The following is a 17,219-nucleotide window of genomic DNA, read 5'->3' as shown; positions in this document are numbered from 1 at the left end:
GCAGAACGCCAATGGATACTTTGCTTGAAGGGAAATTGATTTGGGTTGAAAAGAATTTGACTCAAATCTAATCTGACAGACACCCTAGAAAAACTGGTAACTGTCAGATCGGGTCTGAGCTAATACACTTTTTGTTTCTTAGTTAAATCAACGAGTTAGGTTTTTTCATAGGTGATTTTTCGTAAGACGATGTTCCTCCGAAGGCTGGGGTCGCACGTTCGAATCGTGTCTGGCGCGCCAAATCTCCTCTATTCTTCTTAAGTTCTACCTAAAAAGAAAATAAGTCTAACTGTTGAGTGACTTTTTTTTCCTCAAGGCCAATTCCTAAACCTAACAATCGTACTGGCAGTTGTCGCCTTTGATAGCCATTGGTGATCAATTCTCTAAATTTTTCTTTATCTAGGCCATCTGCTCTGCACTCTACGGTGGTTTGTTTGAAATCCTTAAAGCGGATTTTGATGTTGAGTTTGTGAATTTGGTGTTGGGTTTTGGTACGTTCTACTTGCTTTGATAGAGAGTCATATAGCAATGGCAATTCATTCAAGCAGGCTGCCAAGTCGGGTAGGTCATGAGCGTAGGTTTCTTCGACACTGACAGATTTACGAATAGCGCTAGGCTGCACGGGGCGTTCGTCTATGCCTCGGCATAATGAGTACAAACGGCTGCCTAGTTTGCCAAATTGCTGAAGCAGATCGGGTAAGCTCCAGCTGAGTAGATCCTCACAACTAACGACACCTAATTGCTGTAATTTGGCAGCGGTCACTTTGCCTACGCCAAAGAGTCTAGCTACAGGCAGTGTGGCTACAAATGCTGTCACCTGATCCGGTAAGATTACATACATACCATCGGGTTTATTCCAATCACTGGCAATTTTGGCGAGGAATTTATTCGGCGCCACACCCGCAGAAGCTGTGATACCTACTTCGTTAGCTATCCGACTACGGATTTCCTGGGCGATGCGGGTGGCGCTGCCTTGATGTTGCGAGGACATACTGACATCCAAGAATGCTTCATCTAAAGAGAGTGGTTCAACTAGATCCGTGTAGTCGCGATAGATTGCCAAAATCTGACGTGAAGCGATGCGATATTTTTCCATGGTCGGTGGCATGACGATCAGATCGGGGCAGCGTTGTAAAGCTTGCGAGGTAGGCATCGCAGAGCGTATGCCAAATTTACGTGCGACATAATTGCAAGTCGCAACAACGCCACGTTGATCCGCTTGGCCTCCTATCGCCAGAGGTAGCTCGCGCAGGCTTGGATTATCGCGCATTTCTACCGAGGCATAAAAGCAGTCACAGTCGCAGTGAATGATTTTGCGTTGTACGGACGTCATGTGATTTTGTGCACGGATTTACAGGAATTTCTTTGGATTTTCAGGAATTATGGGCACTGATAATTTGATCAGTATTTTAAAGTGTTTTTTGCGCTCAGGGCGCAATTATTAGTGTTTTGATTTTATTTTTATTGAGCCATTTGCAAGTAAAAAACATGATTCATACAGTCGAGTTAACTCTCGGGTGACAAAGCTTACAAACAGGTTCAGTATGTTGCTTGGATTGTGTTTATACGTTCTTATTTCTCTATAGATTTTTTACTTTCCTCATCGCCACTATGTCCGCTTCGTCGAATCCTTTTGTTAGCACCATTACTGATTCTGGTAAGCCAGCATTGCTTGGTCATTTACTTCCAGCGGATAAAGAAGTGCAGGCTTTAGACGCGAATCAGTTATTGCAGTTATTTGGCGAGCCTGTGTGGACGTGGAATATTCTGGATAATCAGATGAGTATGACTTCGAGTATTCAGAATTTGCTTGGCTATCCGGCGGGCGACTGGGGCACTCATATTGATGAATGGTTTAGCCGTATTCATGCTGACGATGTGAAGTCTGCGATGCAGGCGATGCGTGCTTGTGTGGAGGGGCGTAGCGCACAATTTCAAGATGAATACCGTATGCAATGCAGGGACGGTAGTTGGAAATGGGTGCGCGCACGTGGTGTGGTGTTGGCGAAAAATGAGAGCAATAAAGCTTTACGTATGCAAGGTACTTTAGCCGCACTCCCGACGACCTTACCAGCATCTAAGAGTGGCTCAGAAGGCAGTCAACGTGGGCATCAGGTTTTAGAAAACCTATCACGTGAATTGCCTAAAATCTTCTTCTATCAATTTCAGCGTTTTCCAGGTGGACGTTGTTGTTTGCCTTATGCCAGTGATGCGATTGCGCAGGTGCATGGGATCCCTGCCAGTGAAGTGCATGACAATGCTGCACCTATGTTTGCCCAAGTTCATCCGGATGATCTGGACCACTTGCGCGAGGCGATGAAATATTCTGCACAAACGATGCAGGTATGGCATCTTGATTATCGTATTGTCCTCAAGCAGGGTGAACGTTATCTATCCGGCGAAGCTTATCCTAGCAAACAGCAAGATGGCAGCGTGATTTGGCATGGATTTTTGGTGGATGTCAGTGAGCGTAAGTTTCTGGAGCAGCACGCCATTGTTACCGATGCGCGAATTCATACGGCCTTGAAGTGCATTGGACTTGGGACTTACGATATTCACATTCCCAGCGGGCAGGGACAATTTAGCCGTGAGTATGCAAAGGTGCTGGGTTTGCCTGCGGACTATCGCAACCACACTGAAAAATTTTGGCAATATTTTTGGTTGGAGAGTTTGCATCCCGACGATGCTGCTAGTTTGAAGGATGCTTACCAGCAGCATTTTAAATCGCAAGGAAAAATTCCGTTTCAAGCCGAGTTTCGCTTACGCGCAAAAAATGGCGATTGGCGTTGGTTATTGTCAGTCGGAAGTGTGGTTGAGTGGGATGCAAATGGTCGCGCGGTGCGTATGCTGGGCACTCACCTCGATATCACCGAGCGTAAGAAACACGAGATGGAAATTCGGCATTTCGAAGATATTTTGCGCTCAGGACGTGATCGTTATAAGAAATTGGCAAGCGAATTAGAGATTTTGTTTGCCCACACTCCTGTTGGTATTATGTTGGTACACAATGACAAAATCATGCGTGCTAATCCCATGCTGGCGCAGATTTTTGCGTATCGTGATGCGAAAGACATGTTGGCGATTTCCGTCTTAACCATGCATGAGAATGAAGGCGCCTATAAAAATTTACGCAATCAGATCGGGCTCCGTTTGCGCTCGGATGCTGCGACCGAAGTAATCTGTCCTTTGAAGAGGGCCGATGGTTCTAGTTTTCAGGCACGCTTGATTGGGCGAGTGTTACCGTTTGAGCAGTTTGCTGATACGACGGTGTGGATGGTGGAAGTGTTGTCTGACATGTTTGAAACTGCGGCAACTTGAGAGAGCTGTATTCTGTAGTCGCAGCGCGCTAGGTAGTTGCGTAGGGCGCTGCGACAGAGTTAATGTGTACTTTTATTTTGATAAGGATGGCGCGGGCAAAGCTGGGTGCGCTGTTTCAAAAGCATAGCCCATATTCAATAAGCTGGCGTCACTCCAAGCACCTGCAAAGAAAGACAGACCAACTGGCAGCCCTTTTACTAATCCCATGGGAACGGTCAAATGTGGATAGCCAGCAATCGCAGCAGGTGAACTGGCACTGCCGGCAATCACATCGCCTTTCTTGTAATTGATATCCCAAGCCGGACCGGTGGTTGGTGCAATCAATGCATTCAACTGATGTTTTTTGAGTGCCGCATCGATACCTTCTACGCCAGCCAATTTTTTCGCACGGGTACTTGCTTGTAAGTAGTCAGGATCTGTTAAGGCAGCTTTGGCGTGCGCCATGTCCATGATTTCTTGCGCGAAATACGGCATGACTTGTTTCGCGTTGGTCTTATTAAATTGTATGATGTCGGCTAAAGAGCGCGATTTGACTGTGGCCGGTGTCGTGCTTAAATAGTGATTTAAGTCGGCTTTGAAATCGAAGAGCAATACAGAAAACTCATCTTTTTCTGCTTGCTCCAAGTTACCCAAATCCACCGCATCAACGATAGTGGCGCCTTGCGCTTTGAGTATCTCCAGACTACGTTGAAACAAGGCCAGGGTTTGCTTATCATAGCCCGCCAGCATTTTAGTGACAACGCCGAGACGTTTGCCTTTTAAGGCGTTGGGATCTAAGCCCGCCGTGTAGTCTTTGGCGCGCATCTTATCGGCGTCTTTGGTCGCTGGGTCGGTTGGATCTGAGCCTGCAATGACGTTTAAAATTAAAGCGCTATCTCGCACGCTTAAGGTCATAGGGCCAGCGGTATCTTGGCTGTGACTGAGTGGAATAATACCTGTGCGGCTAACCAAGCCTAGCGTTGGTTTGAGGCCGACTAAGCCATTGACTGCGGCCGGACACACTACTGAGCCATCGGTTTCGGTGCCAATTGCAGCGGGAATCATACGTGCCGCCACCGCTGCACCAGAACCGGAACTGGAGCCACATGGGCTCTTCTTGATATTGTAAGGATTGCGGGTTTGTCCACCAACGCTACTCCAGCCACTGCTGGATTTTGTAGAGCGGAAATTCGCCCATTCACTCAGATTAGTTTTGCCCGCGATGATGGCGCCTGCTGCGCGTAATTTTTGTACGATAGTCGCATCACTACTTGCCATATTGTCTGCTAGCGCTAAGGAACCAGCGGTTGTGACCATGCCTTTGACGGCGATATTGTCTTTGACCATCAAAGGCAGCCCTTGTAGGCTCAAGCTCGTTTTATTTCCGTTTTTATTTCCGTTATTTGCTTGCCGATCTACAGCCTCTGCATCTTGCATCGCTTCTTTGCGGATTGCGGTAACTGCCGCTAGTTGCGGATTGAGTTGAGCGGTGCGTGCCTGATACGTTTTAAGAAGTTGTACCGCAGTGGTTTTTCCTTGTTGGTATTGCTGAGCGATAGCGCTTAAGTCTTGAGCATAGGCACAAGGAATGCTGCTGAGGCTAGCGGCGATGATAAGTTTGGTGAAATGGGTCATAGCGTCTCCTGAAGCGAATGTTTTTTGAGTGTTGCACATTTTTGTAGTTATTTTGTGATTGGTTAATGTGTGGCTTAATACGGTAAAAACGGCAGCACTTGTTTGCTAATAGCGACCAGTATGATGTAGGTAAATACCATGCATGCGAGAATAAAACTGATGATTTGGCCGCTTGTGTTTTTGGCTCGTTTGATGGCGAATGTGCCTAATACGATGTAGAGCACCAGCGCAATGATTTTTGCAGCCAGCCAGGTTTGTACCAGTGGATTGATCCCAGCGATAAAGGCAAGCGAGATGGCGCTTACTAGCAGACAAGTGTCAATTACATGTGGCGCGATTCTTACCCATTTCTTTTGTAACAGAGCAGACGCTTGTAAGCGCCAGATAAAACGTAAAACAAACAAGCTACCGCTTAAAGCCACGCACGTCATGTGTAAATGTTTTAGTCCAATATAACTATTCATCGATCTCTATCCTTAGGTTTAAATGCCAGCCATGCTGCGACCACCGTGATGCTGGCAATGATGGCGATGATAATCCAAAAGCCCGCTTCGTTCTGCGACCAAGGAATACCGCCGACATTCATGCCCATCAAACCAGTGATGATGTTGATGGGCAGGGCTAATACGGTAACGATAGTCAGTACGAACAGTGAGCGATTATTTTGTTCGTTGACATGCGCCGCGATCTCTTCTTGCAGTAACTTGATACGTTCTTGTAGCGAAGCCATATCACTTAACACGACCGAAAATTCTTCCGTGGACTGGCGTAATTCATGCACGTCGTTTTCTGCCATCCATTCCGGTGGTTTTTGTAAGAGGCGAAATAGGGCGGCGGGTTCAGGAGCAAGCAGGCGTTGCAAACGCACCAGCAGACGTCGAAGCTCGCCCAAATTGCTACGTTTTTTATTTAAGCGATCGGCTAGTAAATGGTCTTCAACATCGTCAATTTTGGTGATGGCGTTGCGAACGATGCCCGTCAGTACATCGGCCTGATCGCGCAATAAGTGCGTCAGTAATTCCATCGGCGATTGAAAAATTTCTCCCGCATTGACCGCATTGCGCAAATGATCGACCGACTTTAAGGGTTTGCGTCTGGCACTGATCATCAGATTACGGCTGACGTTGAGCCATAGCGTTGCGATGTCGGATGGGTCAAAACTAAAGTCATGTAAGACATCATTGACCACTGCGATCAGATGTTGGTCGGCGTGTTCAATCCTGGTCGAGCGCGAACCTTGATGCAGCGTTTCGTAAAACTCTTCGGGCGATGCTGTATGTTCGTGTAACCATTTTTCGGTTGCAGCATGAGTCAAGTTGAAATGTAGCCACAGAAAACTTTGGCTTTCGGTATCTTGCGGCTTGCGTAGCCAATCCAGCACTTGATTGGTATGCAGTAATTGTCCCGCTTGTTGGTGGTCAAACAGGTAGCCGCAAATTAATCCCGATTGATCGGCACCATAAGATAATTGTTCTCTGCCCGCTACTTTGTCCATTGCCTCACCTGATGTTGCACTTATGTTGCATTTATTTAATAGCGGCTATTGTAATGCGCCTTGGTGATGCCAATGTGACAAATTAAGCTGCGATGCGCCGAGAAGTCTTGGTTTTTTCTCGAAGGGCATAGGTGGGATCACAGGTGAAATCAGAAGTGGAATCAGAGCTGAAAATTAGGCTTGGAAAACCTGCCCCGCCTTGAGTGGAAACCCTTGTAAAAATTCTTGGGCAGGCAGGCGCTTGCCACCGGGTTTTTGTAACTCCAATACGCGTAATTGAGACTTACCGCCATCACAGGCAATTAATACACCTTGTCCCGATGCATCAATAATGGTGCCGCTCGCATTTTCCGTTTTGTTCTCGATTACTTCAGCTCGCCAGAACTTGATCACCGTCTGATGGATGCTGCCATGCGCCGCAGGAAAAGGGTTGAAGGCGCGTATTTTGCGAGCGATCACTTGTGCTGGTAAATTGAAATCAATCGCGGCTTCTTCTTTACTGATCTTCGCCGCGTAAGTCACACTGGATTCCGGTTGTATTTCGGCGGCGAGCGGACCTGCACCAAGCTGCTGTAAAGCATCGACGATCATATGACCACCTAAGTCAGCCAGCTTATCGTGCAGGGTGGCCGTGCTGTCTTGCTCAAGAATAGGTAGGCTACGTTTTAATAGCATAGGCCCAGTATCTAAGCCTTCTTCCATTTGCATAATGGTGATACCGGTTTCTGTGTCACCGGTTTCGATCGCACGATGAATCGGCGCCGCGCCGCGCCAGCGAGGCAGTAAAGAGCCGTGTATGTTTAAACATCCTAGGCGTGGAATCTGCAAACATGAGAGCGGTAAAATGAGACCATAAGCTGCCACCACCATGATGTCGTGTGGCGTAGTGCGCAGCAATTCATGGGCGGCCGCCGCTACTTCTGGATATTTGCCATCCAGTCGTAGTGAAATTGGCTGAGCTACAGGAATGTTATGAGCTAAAGCCAGTTGTTTAACCGCAGATGCATGTAATTGCATACCGCGACCTGCTGGGCGATCTGGCTGAGTGAGTACCAAAGGTACTTCAAAACCTGCAGCAAGAATCGCCTTGAGAGCGGTGGCGGCGAACTCTGGAGTGCCAGCGAAAATGACTTTCATCGACGATTGCTCGATTTTTGTTTGTGTTCGCGCTCTTCTTTTAGCATCTTGGTTTTGATGCGATTGCGTTTTAATGCCGATAAGTATTCGACAAAGACTTTCCCTTTGAGATGGTCCATTTCATGTTGTATGCAGACCGCGAGTAGGCCGTCGGCATGCAGTTCAAAGGGTTTGCCATCGATATCTAGAGCACGTACTTTGACTTCGGCTGGGCGTTCAACTCCGTCATAGATGCCCGGCACAGACAGGCAACCCTCATCATACACTTTGCGTTCAGCGCTCTCCCAAGTGATTTCGGGATTGATAAAAACACGCAAATCAGAATTGTCTTCGGAGGTGTCGATGACAACTAATTGCTCGTGCACATCGACTTGCGATGCCGCCAAGCCAACACCAGGAGCGTCATACATAGTTTCTGCCATATCGGCGGCTAATTGCTTCAGACGCTCATCAAAAATAGTGATTGGCTTAGCAATTTTATGTAAGCGTGGATCGGGATAACGAAGAATATTAAGTATAGGCATAAGACATTTCACAACAAACGAGAGGCGCCGGATTGCGGTTTCTCTTGCTAGTTCAAGGATTTATGGGCAGAATTTGATTCAATTTGGTAAGTTTGGCAAGAGCGACATCGTCCAGACCACGTAGAAACGTATAAAACAGTATCACTTCGGCAGAGGACAGAGGCCTACCATTCTCTGGAATCAGCTACCTGCATCGGAAAAATTCATGAAAAAGTTTAGCACAATCGCCATCGCTTTGACTTTTCCTCTCACGCTTTCTATGACTGCCGTGGGACAAGAGACAAGCAACACCACCAATACCGCGCCACCTGCATTAAGTAGCAAATGCCAATTTTTACCTAATGCCCCAGATAAGCATGTGGTGGTGAAAGGCGATACCTTGTGGGGCATTTCGGGTAAATTCTTGCAAAACCCATGGTGCTGGCCTGAAGTTTGGGGCATGAACAAAGATGAAATTCGTAATCCTCATTGGATTTATCCTAAGCAAATCGTTTACTTTGACCGTGTCAATGGCCGTCTACGTTTGGCCAATCCATTTGATGGTGCTGCTACCGGTATAACGAAATTGTCGCCGCAAACACGTAGCATGGGATTAGAAGGGAATAATGCGATTCCTGCTATTCCTAATAATTTGATCGAGCCTTATTTGTCTCAGCCCTTAATTATTGAAAAAGATGAGTTTGCTGCTGCGCCACGTATCGTCGCTGCGCAAGAAGGACGCGTTTACATGGGCAAAGGCGATAAAGTTTATGTTCGTGGTGAACTGAAGAATGGCACTTCATTTCAAGTATTCCGTCCGGGTGTTGCTTTAAAAGACCCTGATACGCGTGAGATTATCGGCTACGAGGCTGTGTATATCGGTACCGTTAAATTAGACCGCAAGGCGAAAACCGAAGATGGCGTTGATACTTTTACGGTGGTCGCCTCCAAAGAAGAAATGGGGATTGGCGATCGTTTGGTACCGATTCCTCCAACACCGATTATTAATTACGTGCCGCATAGTCCAGAACGTGAAGTGAAAGCGCGCGTGGTAGCGGTCTATGGAGGTGTTAGTGTTGCAGGACAAAATAATATTGTCAGCATTAACCGCGGTTCTACGACCGGTATTGATGTCGGTACTGTGCTGGAGTTGGGGCGCTATGGTCAGGTGATCGCCGACAAGACGAATGATAAAAAACCTATCCGTTTGCCGGACGAAATGTACGGGCAATTATTTATTTTCCGCGTATTCAAAAATATTTCTTACGGCTTGGTGATGCAAGTGACTGACGTGGTGAATGTGGGTGACATTGTTCGTACACCTGAAAAATAAGATGCAATGCCAATCACAGCTCGTTGCTGTAGTCATCCTTAATTTTATGTCTAACTTCAGTGATGATGAGTGACGAGCTTGATTGGATAGATTGGCTGCGTTTATTGCAGATTCCCGGCGTCGGAAATGAAACCGCACGCAAATTACTTTCAGCCTTTGGTTTACCATCGCAAGTATTTCAGACCGATCTATCTGTTTTGCAGACTCAGGTACCGGCACGGATTGCGCACCTGATTCTGCAAGCGCCAGATGACACGTTGAAAGCGCAGATAGCGCTGACACAAGAATGGCTGCAGCAAGCAGGTAATTATGTACTGACCTTAGCTGACGCACGCTATCCCCGTAATTTATTAATGATCCCAGACCCACCTTTGATGTTGTACGTCAAAGGGCATTTAGATTTATTGACCGCTTCCAGTGTAGCGGTCGTTGGCAGTCGCAATGCGACAGCACAAGGGGTACAGAACGCTGAGCATTTCGCTGAAAATCTGAGCAGGGCAGGCTTGACCATTAGTTCGGGACTGGCTGCAGGAATCGATGCCGCTGCTCATCAGGGGGCCTTGCGCGGAGTCGCCTCAACTATCGCGGTAATCGGTACGGGAGCAGATATCGTTTATCCTGCGAGAAATCGTACCTTGGCCCATCAAATCGCCGAGCAAGGCTGTATTGTGAGTGAATACGCTTTGGCGACGCCTGCGATTGCCAGTAATTTCCCCAGACGCAATCGTATTATTTCGGGATTAGCGCAGGCAGTGTTAGTGGTTGAAGCTGCCGCGCAATCAGGCTCCTTAATTACCGCGCGTATGGCTGCAGAACAAGGACGCGATGTATTTGCTATACCAGGCTCGATTCATTCTCCTTTGGCCAAGGGATGTCATCAACTGATCAAACAAGGCGCAAAACTGGTAGAAACAGCACAGGACATTTTAGACGAAATACAACTTCCTAAGATGACTAAGTCAGTGCCAAGCGCCACCTCAGATCCTGTTGAAATGCCCGTCGAGCATGAGCTGTTATCGATAATCGGGTATGATCCCGTGCACATGGATGTTTTGATGGCACGCAGCGAGCTGAGCATTCACGAATTGTCGGGACAATTGCTGACATTGGAGTTGCAAGGCTCAATTGAAATGTTGGCAGGCGGACTCATTCAACGGTTGCACACAGCACCATAAATTGGGGTTGAAAAAAGCCAGACTCGGCCTTTTATATTTGCGCTGGCATAGATTTAGTCTCCCGAGACCAATGAACCGATAAAACGCTTGATGCGCTGATTTTTAGTGGCGTGAGCTGTTTTAGCGGCTGGCAATACCTTAACGAATGAAGTGAATTGACGTATTTATGTTTGATATTCTTGTCTATCTCTACGAAACCTACTATCGGCCTGAGACTTGTCCTGATGCTGTTGTTTTAGCAAAAAAGCTGTCGGCAGTGGGTTTTGATGATGAGGAAATCGTTGAGGCACTAGATTGGCTAAGTGTCTTGACCGACAACACGCAGCACTTGAATCAAGTGGTCGAGCTGGAAGATATGTCTAGCGAAGCGCAAATGAGTTCGGGATTTCGTATTTATACCGAACAAGAAAGCAATAGTTTAGGTTTAGCTGCAATAGGCTTCATACAATATTTAATCAATGCCAATGTGCTCAATGCCCAGCAGCGCGAGATTGTTGTTGAACGTGCTTTGGCTTTGGATGAGGAGCCTGTGGCGCTAGATAAATTGAAAGTGGTGGTTTTGATGGTGCTTTGGAGCCAAGGTAAAGAGTCGGAGATGTGGCGATTTGACGATTTATTGCTGTCTGATGAGGAAACTGCGCCACGCTTGCATCACTAAAACTAGTGGGTTTGATTGCTTCTAAGTTAATGTTTGTAGAATGCTTGAGCAGTGCTTGAGCGATATTTGAATGTTGTCCGGCCTGCAAAGCCCTGGGTTTTAACAGTATTTTTCCTTTATTTGTGGCAAAAAACATGCTTCTATTGCAGTTGGCCATTCATTCCGTTTATTATTCCCCGCTAATATATAGTGCTTCCCTTACAGTTGCTTAAAAATTATTTAAAAAGCCACATTAAGTGTGCCGCATGTTTGCTAACCGCGTATCGCTATTTGACGTGCATAAGTGATTCCCAATTGGGTGGGAAATGTATACTTAGGTCAATGAAATAAATGTGTTATCTGTTGGTTAAGTAAAGCAATCAAACTTCATAACAAAATTCTACAATTAGAAGCTCAACTATGACAAAAACCCTCATCATCGCCGAGAAGCCATCGGTAGCGAATGACATCGCAAAGACCTTGGGTGGGTTCACCAAGCACGATGATTATTTTGAATCTGACGAATATGTGTTGTCGTCAGCAGTCGGTCATTTGTTAGAAATCGCAGTACCTGAAGAATATGATGTAAAGCGAGGTAAATGGACATTCGCGCATTTGCCGATGATTCCACCTCATTTTGCGCTGAATCCGATTGCTAAGACAGAGTCGCGTTTGAAGGTGTTAAACAAGCTGATAAAACGTAAAGATATTTCTGCTTTGATCAACGCATGTGACGCGGGCCGCGAAGGAGAATTGATTTTCCGCTTGATTGCACAACATGCGAAAGCCAAGCAGCCCATCAAGCGCTTGTGGTTGCAATCAATGACCGCAGATGCGATCCGCAGTGGTTTTAAAAAATTACGCAGTGACGAAGAAATGTTGCCTTTGGCCGATGCCGCACGTTGTCGTTCTGAGGCAGACTGGCTCATCGGCATCAATGGCACCCGCGCCATGACTGCCTTCAACTCTAAAGAAGGTGGTTTTTATCTGACTACCGTGGGGCGAGTGCAAACGCCGACTTTGTCTATTGTGGTCGAGCGCGAAGAAAAAATTAAGAATTTCGTGCCACGCGATTTCTGGGAAGTGCGCGCGGAGTTCGTTTGTGCTGCTGGTATTTATGAAGGTCGTTGGTTAGATCATCAATTCAAAAAAGATGAAACGGACCCGGAAAAAAAGGCAGAACGTTTATGGAGCAAAGCGGCGGCGGAGTCTATTGTCGCGGCTTGTCGTAATAAGCAAGGTAATGTTACTGAAGAATCTAAACCAGCTACTCAAATGGCGCCTGCGCTATTTGACTTAACTAGTTTGCAACGTGAGGCGAACTCAAAGTTTGGTTTTTCTGCCAAAAATACCTTGGGGCTAGCACAAGCATTGTACGAGAAACACAAGGTATTAACTTACCCGCGTACTGATTCTCGCCATTTGCCAGAAGATTATCTTCCATCAGTCAAAGATACTTTGAGCAAAATTAGTGAAATCAATAATTTCCAGCAATTCGCTGCAAAAATCTTGAATAACAATTGGGTTAAGCCGAATAAGCGTATTTTCGACAACAACAAAATCAGCGATCACTTCGCGATTATCCCAACCGGACATATTCCTAAGAACTTGTCGGAGCCTGAACAAAAATTGTATGACCTGGTGACTCGCCGTTTTATGGCCGTGTTTTTCCCTGCGGCTGAGTATCAGGTTACCACTCGCATCACAGAAGTATCTGGCCATCAGTTCAAAACTGAAGGCAAAGTAATGACTAATCCTGGATGGTTAGCGATTTATGGTAAAGAAGCGCAAGACGATAGTGATCCCGAAAACAAAGGCAATTTGGTGGCGGTAGCCAAAGGCGAGAAGGTGAAAACTGAAAAAGTCTTCGCCAATGGCTTGGTAACTAAACCGCCTGCACGCTATTCTGAAGCGACTTTGTTGTCCGCCATGGAAGGGGCGGGCAAGCTGATTGACGACGAAGAGTTACGCGAGGCGATGGCCGGCAAAGGCTTAGGAACACCGGCAACTCGGGCAGCGATTATTGAGGGTTTGCTCTACGAAAAGTATTTATTGCGCGAAGGCCGTGAATTAATGCCTACCGCCAAGGCATTTCAATTAATGACCTTGTTGCGAGGCTTAGGCGTTGATGAGTTGACCTCGCCAGAACTGACCGGTGGTTGGGAAAACAAACTTGCGCAAATGGAACGCGGCAAGATTACGCGTGAAGAGTTTATGCGTGAAATCTCTCAGATGACACAAGTTATCGTGAAGCGAGCCAAAGAGTTCGATAACGATACGATTCCTGGTGATTACGCTACCTTACATACGCCTTGTCCTAATTGCGGCGGAGTAATTAAAGAGAACTACCGTCGTTTTGCTTGTACTAAGTGTGAATTTTCTATGAGTAAAACGCCCGGTAGCCGTCAGTTTGAGGTTGCTGAAGTTGAAGAGCTTTTAAGTAAACGCGAGATAGGGCCGTTACAAGGATTTCGCTCTAAGATGGGACGACCGTTTGCTGCCATTCTTAAGATTGTGCACGACGAAGATATCAAAAATCTCAAGCTGGAATTTGATTTCGGACAAAATCAAGATGAAGGCGAAGATGGAGATGATCATGATTTCTCACAGGCTGAGATATTAGGACCTTGTCCCAAATGCGCTAGTAATGTTTACGAACTTGGCTTGGCTTATGTGTGTGAAAAATCAGTAGCCAAACCTAAGGCTTGTGATTTTAGAAGTGGTCGTATTATTTTGCAGCAAGAAATCTTGCCAGAACAGATGCGAAAACTACTAGTCGAAGGCAAGACTGATTTGCTACCGGGGTTTATTTCACAGAGAACCCGTCGTCCGTTTAAGGCCTTTTTGGTGAGAGGTAAAGACGGTAAAACTAGTTTTGAGTTTGAGGAGCGTAAAGCGAAGCCCGCAGCAAAATCGGCGCCTAAGGCAAAAGCAGAGCCAGTAATAGAAGCGGGTGTGAAGAAAGTGGCCGCCCGAAAGAAGAAAACAGCCTAATCAATTCGCAATCTGTCTAGACGGTTGATTAGCATGGAAATTGAAGGGCGGGTCGCTCAAACAGAGGATGTATGGATCATAGTGCTTTACTAAATAGTGCACGTGCAGAATTTATGCGCAGCTTTACCGAAAGCATGCAACGTACTGTGCCGCGCTGCATCGAAGATTTTTTTGTGAAAGCGGATGACACCTACTCCTCTTTGGAGCAAGGTCGGTTTTTGGATGCCCGTACTGTCTTGGTCGAGCAAGGCAATGGCATTATTCAGCAGATGACCAATACTATGGAGCATTTGCTGGCACGCAGTTTTAAAACGACGTATAGCACCTATCGCCCTAGCGCTAATTTCAATACTGAGTCACTGACCTTGATTGATCCAACCGCATTTGAGGGCGGCTTGCGGATTGAAGAAGTAACTAGCCGTTTTCGTCGCGAAGCTGAGGAGCAATTGCGCGACTTAAATATTCGTGTTGCAATTTTGTTTGACCAAGAAGTTACCAATGAGCGCGAAAATCCATTTCGCCCTTATCTATTTTCACGTTGTATTTCGTCAACGATAGAGAATTTAGATGTTAATCCGAATTTGACCGACATTTTGATTGAGCGGTTTTGCGATAACTTCCTGTCCTTTGTTCCAGCGATTTATACGACGGTTAATAATTATTTGGCACAAAATGGGATCGCCGCCCAGTTGCAGCTAAAAATTCGTAAGTCTCCGACTCCGGTCCCGAATCATGGGGAGCATGTAACAACGCCACCTGATACTGAGGCGACAGAGGATGAAGGAGATAACTCCGCGCAAGAATCGCATAGCAATCCCCACAGTTCGTCGCGTTCTGCACAATCGAGGCAGGCTATACGGCCACAAAAGCCAAAAGTAAGCCAAATTGAACAATTCTTTAGTTCTGCCATGTCGCGTGCGGCTAAATTGGTTGGGAGGCAAGAAGAGCTTGCCTCGACTGATAATGGTTTAGCTACTACTTCTTCAGATTATGATGACTTCGATGCTTCTATTCATCCGCATGCTGGTGGCCTAGATCCTAGCAATCCCGACTCAACTGTGGCGAATCGTATGGATAGCTCCAGTAGCACGTTTTCTTGGGCGCGCAGCGGCGAGGCTGTCGGCCAAGCAATCCGGAAATTTTTTGGACAATCGCAAGTCAGTGGCGCTCTGCTCATGTCGACCGAATTACAAACTGGTGAGCAGATCAAGGTAAATAATGCGGATGGTTATGGGAGATCTTTATCTGCCGGTGGTGCCGCTCAAGTTGGAACAATTGAAGAGCATGGGCATCAAGCTGATGCTAAGGTGGTTAATGATAGTGCTCAACTGCAAACGAATGCCTCTGGTGCATTTGGCGCCCTAAATAAATCAATACAGGGTTTTCAAAAGACGCATACACCTTCTGGTCCGGACATGTTCGACGGTAGCGGTGGTTTACGGAACCTGATTCTAGAGCAGCGCAGTGCCTTAAACGAACAGACATCCAACATTGACGAAAAAATGACGATAGATATCGTCGCGATGTTGTTTGAGTTTATTCTGCGAGATACGCAAGTACCGGCGGAGATTCGTGCCCAGTTGGGACGATTGCAATTTTTGGTGCTCAAGCTAGCACTCAAAGATAATACCCTGCTAACGCAAAAAGGACATCCGGCCAGATTGCTAGTCAATCGCATTGGCTCCATATCTCTGGGTTTGAAGCAAGTCGATCCTAGTGGCATTGAAATCACTAAGGAAATTTGCCGTATTGTCGAAACTTTACTGCATGACGAAAGTGAAAATCCGCAGATTTTCTCACGCATGCTAGATGAGTTAGATGCGTTTATCGCGAAAGAATTGCGCGCCAGTGATAAGAAAACTGAAAATGCGATTGAAGGTGCAGAGAATGCGCGGAATAGAACTTTACGTTTTGCACATACTTCCGCGCAATTGCATGAAGCGCTTCTAGGCTTGACTATCGACCCTTATCTTCAGACTTTCTTTGAAACGATTTGGGTTTATGCATTAGAGCTTGCCGATCGTGACGATATTAAACGAGCACATCGATTCCGTTTGTTGGTTCCTGATCTTTTGTGGAGCATTATTCCTAAATCAAATGAGGAAGAGCGCTCTCAGCTTTTAGCGTTATTGCCGATAATTCTTTCCACTTTGAAGGAAGGAATGGCTAGCATACAACTGCATTCAGCACAGCAAGAGGGTATTCTGAATTGGTTAGTGGATGCGCATACCAAATCTATGCGACTGAATCACTCGGCAACCGTTCAGAAGCAAGCATCCCTGTCGGCGATACATCATCACTTTAATAACTTCTTTGTTGATCCTGATTTAGAGAACTTTGCGGCGCTGAATAAAACGGAAAGCTCCGATGTAAAGAAATTCTTGGATAATGCAATTAAAGAATTGGATATTCAGGTTCAGTTATTGGATCAAGTGTATGTTCATGAATTACCAAAAGAAAGTCCTGAAGAAGAGAAAAAAGCGGCAGACAATAGTATTGATGTCGTGATGGAGCAATTAAAAATAGGTGTTGCGGTTGAAATCAATCTAGGAGGTGAGCCTGGTCAAGGTAAGTTAAATTGGGTTGATCCCGCATTAACCAATTTAATCCTTACCTTAGATGGGCAAGAGCAACCCTCGATGGTGAGTGTGAGAATGTTTCGTCGTATGATTGCCCACGGACGGGTGAAGTTTTTGGAAACGGAACCTTTGTTTGAGCGTGCAGTTCAGTCCCTATTAAAATCCGCCGATGCGGTAGAAGCAGCAAGATGATTTTTGGGCGCCTGTAGATATTGGCGAGTTAATACGAAAAAAACGCTCCCATTGTGGAACGTTTTTCTTTTTGGATGAGTAAATTTGAAACGATTTATTCAATATGGCGAAATAGGGCTTGCCAAATCTGAGTAAGGCTTGCTATAGTTCGCCTCCCGCAGAAATGCGGGTGTGAAATAAGAGAAGTGCAGGCGGTAAAGCGTTGATTTTCCTGAGGTTTAAATCGAGTAGTAAGAAACGAT

The 17,219-nt window shown here is 46.2% G+C and carries 12 protein-coding genes; 6 read left to right on the top strand and 6 right to left on the bottom strand.

Annotated features, from left to right (window positions below):
* Positions 1–268: 268 nt before the first annotated feature.
* Positions 269–1,333: a DNA polymerase IV gene (gene dinB, locus ACFFJH_RS18180; RefSeq protein WP_390214392.1), complete on the bottom strand. Its 1,065-nt coding sequence runs from the start codon at positions 1,331–1,333 to the stop codon at positions 269–271.
* 278 nt (positions 1,334–1,611) lie between these two features.
* Between dinB and ACFFJH_RS18175 the strand changes: the two genes are divergently transcribed.
* Positions 1,612–3,318, top strand: a complete 1,707-nt coding sequence (locus ACFFJH_RS18175; RefSeq protein ID WP_390214391.1) for a PAS domain-containing protein — start codon at positions 1,612–1,614, stop codon at positions 3,316–3,318.
* A 72-nt stretch (positions 3,319–3,390) separates the two neighbouring features.
* On the opposite strand, the gene ACFFJH_RS18170 is transcribed toward ACFFJH_RS18175, so the two are convergent.
* From ACFFJH_RS18170 to def, 5 genes are all read right to left on the bottom strand, one after another.
* Complete coding sequence (locus ACFFJH_RS18170) at positions 3,391–4,932, bottom strand: amidase (RefSeq protein ID WP_390214390.1); 1,542 nt, start codon at positions 4,930–4,932, stop codon at positions 3,391–3,393.
* Positions 4,933–5,006: 74 nt separating this feature from the next.
* Positions 5,007–5,396 (bottom strand): SirB2 family protein, encoded by a 390-nt coding sequence (locus tag ACFFJH_RS18165; protein ID WP_390214389.1) that lies wholly within the window; start codon positions 5,394–5,396, stop codon positions 5,007–5,009.
* Entirely contained in the window at positions 5,393–6,427 is a 1,035-nt protein-coding gene (locus ACFFJH_RS18160; protein ID WP_390214388.1) for a transporter, read from the bottom strand. Before ACFFJH_RS18160 ends, ACFFJH_RS18165 begins: the two co-directional genes overlap by 4 nt.
* A gap of 174 nt (positions 6,428–6,601) precedes the next feature.
* Complete coding sequence (gene fmt, locus ACFFJH_RS18155) at positions 6,602–7,564, bottom strand: methionyl-tRNA formyltransferase (protein WP_390214387.1); 963 nt, start codon at positions 7,562–7,564, stop codon at positions 6,602–6,604.
* Positions 7,561–8,088, bottom strand: a complete 528-nt coding sequence (def, locus tag ACFFJH_RS18150) for a peptide deformylase (protein WP_390214385.1) — start codon at positions 8,086–8,088, stop codon at positions 7,561–7,563. The genes fmt and def overlap by 4 nt, the downstream gene beginning before the upstream one ends.
* Before the next feature lie 205 nt (positions 8,089–8,293).
* Here def and ACFFJH_RS18145 point away from each other — a divergent pair, with 205 nt between their 5' ends.
* The 5 genes from ACFFJH_RS18145 (at position 8,294) to ACFFJH_RS18125 (ending at position 16,977) form a co-directional block, all read left to right on the top strand.
* Positions 8,294–9,400 (top strand): LysM peptidoglycan-binding domain-containing protein, encoded by a 1,107-nt coding sequence (locus ACFFJH_RS18145; protein ID WP_390214384.1) that lies wholly within the window; start codon positions 8,294–8,296, stop codon positions 9,398–9,400.
* A 65-nt stretch (positions 9,401–9,465) separates the two neighbouring features.
* A complete protein-coding gene (dprA, locus tag ACFFJH_RS18140) occupies positions 9,466–10,575 on the top strand; it encodes a DNA-processing protein DprA (RefSeq protein ID WP_390214393.1) in 1,110 nt (369 codons plus the stop codon).
* Between the two features lie 166 nt (positions 10,576–10,741).
* Positions 10,742–11,233: a Smg family protein gene (locus ACFFJH_RS18135; protein ID WP_390214382.1), complete on the top strand. Its 492-nt coding sequence runs from the start codon at positions 10,742–10,744 to the stop codon at positions 11,231–11,233.
* Positions 11,234–11,632: 399 nt separating this feature from the next.
* Positions 11,633–14,206, top strand: coding sequence for a DNA topoisomerase III (locus ACFFJH_RS18130; RefSeq protein WP_390214381.1), 2,574 nt, complete (start codon positions 11,633–11,635; stop codon positions 14,204–14,206).
* A 71-nt stretch (positions 14,207–14,277) separates the two neighbouring features.
* On the top strand, positions 14,278–16,977 hold the full coding sequence (locus ACFFJH_RS18125) for a DUF1631 family protein (protein ID WP_390214380.1): 2,700 nt from the start codon (positions 14,278–14,280) through the stop codon (positions 16,975–16,977).
* Positions 16,978–17,219 lie beyond the last annotated feature (242 nt).

Source organism: Affinundibacterium danionis (genome assembly GCF_042432465.1).
Lineage (GTDB): Bacteria > Pseudomonadota > Gammaproteobacteria > Burkholderiales > Burkholderiaceae_D > Undibacterium > Undibacterium danionis.
This window is presented reverse-complemented; position numbering and strand designations above follow the sequence as displayed.

Bases quoted from the DNA above. Each gene is read 5' to 3' on its own strand.
- dinB (WP_390214392.1), bottom strand. From the start codon at position 1,333: ATGACGTCCGTACAACGCAAAATCATTCACTGCGACTGTGACTGCTTT.
- ACFFJH_RS18175 (WP_390214391.1), top strand. From the start codon at position 1,612: ATGTCCGCTTCGTCGAATCCTTTTGTTAGCACCATTACTGATTCTGGT.
- ACFFJH_RS18170 (WP_390214390.1), bottom strand. From the start codon at position 4,932: ATGACCCATTTCACCAAACTTATCATCGCCGCTAGCCTCAGCAGCATT.
- ACFFJH_RS18165 (WP_390214389.1), bottom strand. From the start codon at position 5,396: ATGAATAGTTATATTGGACTAAAACATTTACACATGACGTGCGTGGCT.
- ACFFJH_RS18160 (WP_390214388.1), bottom strand. From the start codon at position 6,427: ATGGACAAAGTAGCGGGCAGAGAACAATTATCTTATGGTGCCGATCAA.
- fmt (WP_390214387.1), bottom strand. From the start codon at position 7,564: ATGAAAGTCATTTTCGCTGGCACTCCAGAGTTCGCCGCCACCGCTCTC.
- def (WP_390214385.1), bottom strand. From the start codon at position 8,088: ATGCCTATACTTAATATTCTTCGTTATCCCGATCCACGCTTACATAAA.
- ACFFJH_RS18145 (WP_390214384.1), top strand. From the start codon at position 8,294: ATGAAAAAGTTTAGCACAATCGCCATCGCTTTGACTTTTCCTCTCACG.
- dprA (WP_390214393.1), top strand. From the start codon at position 9,466: ATGAGTGACGAGCTTGATTGGATAGATTGGCTGCGTTTATTGCAGATT.
- ACFFJH_RS18135 (WP_390214382.1), top strand. From the start codon at position 10,742: ATGTTTGATATTCTTGTCTATCTCTACGAAACCTACTATCGGCCTGAG.
- ACFFJH_RS18130 (WP_390214381.1), top strand. From the start codon at position 11,633: ATGACAAAAACCCTCATCATCGCCGAGAAGCCATCGGTAGCGAATGAC.
- ACFFJH_RS18125 (WP_390214380.1), top strand. From the start codon at position 14,278: ATGGATCATAGTGCTTTACTAAATAGTGCACGTGCAGAATTTATGCGC.